The sequence below is a fragment of the Streptomyces sp. UNOB3_S3 genome (assembly GCF_020740895.1).
GTDB lineage: Bacteria > Actinomycetota > Actinomycetes > Streptomycetales > Streptomycetaceae > Streptomyces.
This window is the reverse complement of the sequence record NZ_JAILXP010000601.1, coordinates 1-2,684: the sequence shown is the minus strand read 5'-3', so window position 1 is coordinate 2,684 and position 2,684 is coordinate 1. Positions and strand designations below refer to the sequence as shown.

Genomic DNA, 2,684 nt, shown 5'->3' with positions numbered 1-2,684 from the left:
GTGGAGCCCAACGGGTACCCCGGCGCGCTGCCGCCCACCGCCGCGCCGGGGCAGCCGCAGCCCGGCGTTCCCGGGGCGTACGCCCAGCCGGGCGCGCCGGCCGCGCCGGTGCCCGGCATGCCCTTCCCCGGCGCCGAAGCGGCGGCGGCCCACCAGGCCCATCAGCCGCAGCAGCCCGGCGCCCTCCCGCCGGCCATGGACCCGGCGGCGCACCCGGGCACGTATCCCGGCCAGGCGCCCGGCCAGATGCCCGGCCAGGCTCCTGGTCAGATGCCCGGTCAGACACCCGGTCAGCCCGGTGTTCCCGAGGCCCCCGTCGACCCCCGGGCCGGCGGCTGGCCGACCGTGACGCCGGAGCAGCGTCAGCGGTCCGTGCACGGCGCCCCGCTCGGTTTCACGGCGGCGGTCGAGCTGTCCTCGGAGCGGCTGCTGAAGGCGAAGCAGAAGCCGAAGAAGCAGAACCCGGCGGCCCGCTTCAAGTTCGGCGCCAAGAAGGAGGAGGCCGAGCGGCAGCGCAAGCTGGAGCTGATCCGTACGCCCGTCCTGTCCTGCTACCGCATCGCGGTCATCAGCCTCAAGGGCGGCGTCGGCAAGACGACGACCACCACCGCCCTCGGCGCGACGCTGGCCACCGAGCGCCAGGACAAGATCCTCGCGATCGACGCCAACCCCGACGCCGGTACGCTCGGCCGCCGGGTGCGCCGGGAGACGGGCGCGACCATCCGCGACCTCGTCCAGGCGATCCCGCACCTCAACAGCTACATGGACATCCGCCGTTACACGTCCCAGGCGCCCTCCGGACTGGAGATCATCGCCAATGACGTGGACCCGGCCGTCTCGACGACCTTCAACGACGAGGACTACCGGCGCGCCATAGACGTGCTGGGCAAGCAGTACCCGATCATCCTCACCGACTCGGGCACCGGCCTCCTCTACAGCGCGATGCGCGGGGTCCTCGACCTCGCCGACCAGCTGATCATCATCTCCACGCCGTCCGTGGACGGCGCGAGCAGCGCCAGCACCACCCTCGACTGGCTCGCCGCGCACGGCTACGGCGAGCTGGTGTCGCGGAGCATCACCGTGATCTCGGGGGTCCGGGAGACCGGCAAGATGATCAAGGTCGAGGACATCGTCTCGCACTTCGAGACGCGCTGCCGGGGCGTCGTGGTCGTGCCGTTCGACGAGCACCTGGCCACCGGCGCCGAGGTCGACCTGGAGATGATGCGGCCGAAGACCCGCGAGTCGTACTTCCACCTGGCCGCCATGGTCGCCGAGGACTTCGTCCGCGCCCAGCAGCAACAGGGCCTGTACGCGGCGCCCCACCAGGCGCAGCCGATGCCGGGCGGTTACGCTCCCCCGGCCGCCGTGCCCGAGGCGCAGTACAACCCCTACGGCCAGGGTGTGCCCCAGGGCATGCCCCAGGCCCAGCCGCCGGCCCCGTACGGGCAGCAGCCCCAGCCACAGCCGCAGCCGGAGGGCTGGCCCCTGCCGCCGCAGCAGTAGGCACGGGGGAAAACGGAGGGCCCCGGGCGCGATGTACGTGCCCGGGGCCCTTCCCGTTGTACGTGTCCTAGCCGGCGACGACCGCGGCCTCGTGCGCGGTGACCAGGTCGCGCGCCTGCTTCACGTCCTCGGCCATGCGGTCCAGCAGCGCGTCGATGGACGCGAACTTCTCCATGCCGCGCAGGTACGCGAGGAAGTCCACGGCCGCGTGCATCCCGTAGAGGTCGAGGCCGACACGGTCGATGGCGTAGGCCTCCACCGTCCGCTCGGTGGCGTCGAACTGCACGTTCGTCCCGACCGAGATGGCGGCGGGCATGGCCTCGCCGTCGACGGTCAGCCAGCCCGCGTACACCCCGTCGGCCGGGATCGCGGTGTGCGGCAGGGTCTCCACGTTGGCCGTGGGAAAGCCGAGCTCGCGGCCGCGCTGGGCGCCGCGCACGACGACGCCCTCCACGCGGTGCGGACGGCCGAGGATCTCCATGGCGCCCGCGACGTCGCCCTCGGCGACCAGACGGCGGGTCAGCGTCGAGGAGAACGGCAGCCCGCCGCCCGCCTCGCCCGAGACGAAGAGGTCGATGACCTCGACGTCGAAGTCGTAGGTGCCACCGAGCTCCTTGAGGAAGTCGACGTTGCCCGCCGCCCGGTGGCCGAAGCGGAAGTTGGGGCCCTCGACGACGAGGCTGGCGTGCAGCTTGTCGACCAGCACCTTGACCACGAAGTCGGCGGGCGACAGCTTCGAGAACTCCGCCGTGAACGGCAGGACCAGCACCGCGTCCACGCCCAGCTCGGCGATCAGCTCCGCGCGCCGGTGGTGGGGCGCCAGCAGCGGCGGGTGGCTGCCGGGGCGCACGACCTCGCTGGGGTGCGGGTCGAAGGTGACCACGACCGAGGGAACGCCCAGCTCCCTCGCCCGGTCCACCGCACGACCGATGATCAACTGGTGCCCGCGGTGCACGCCGTCGTACGAGCCGATGGTGACGACGCTGCGCCCCCAGTCCTGGGGGATGTCCTCCAAGCCACGCCAGCGCTGCACTGTCCCCGCTCCTCGCCCGAACCCGAACCTTTGTCTGTCTGATGACGCAGGTCTAAGAGTGCCATGCCGGTTGGCGGCGTCCCGCATCGGCCGGTGCGGTGCCGGTCACGTCCGCTGGGTGCGCGGGATCCGACGCGCCCCCCTGACC

At 72.5% G+C, this 2,684-nt stretch carries 2 protein-coding genes; one reads left to right on the top strand and one right to left on the bottom strand.

Annotation, left to right across the window (positions count from 1 at the left end; translation table 11 throughout):
• The coding region (locus K6I33_RS34170; protein WP_229358691.1) for a MinD/ParA family protein at positions 1-1,503 on the top strand (1,503 nt) is incomplete at its 5' end.
• A gap of 67 nt (positions 1,504-1,570) precedes the next feature.
• Here K6I33_RS34170 and K6I33_RS34165 read toward each other — a convergent pair.
• Complete coding sequence (locus tag K6I33_RS34165) at positions 1,571-2,536, bottom strand: bifunctional riboflavin kinase/FAD synthetase (RefSeq protein ID WP_229358690.1); 966 nt, start codon at positions 2,534-2,536, stop codon at positions 1,571-1,573.
• Positions 2,537-2,684: the final 148 nt, after the last annotated feature.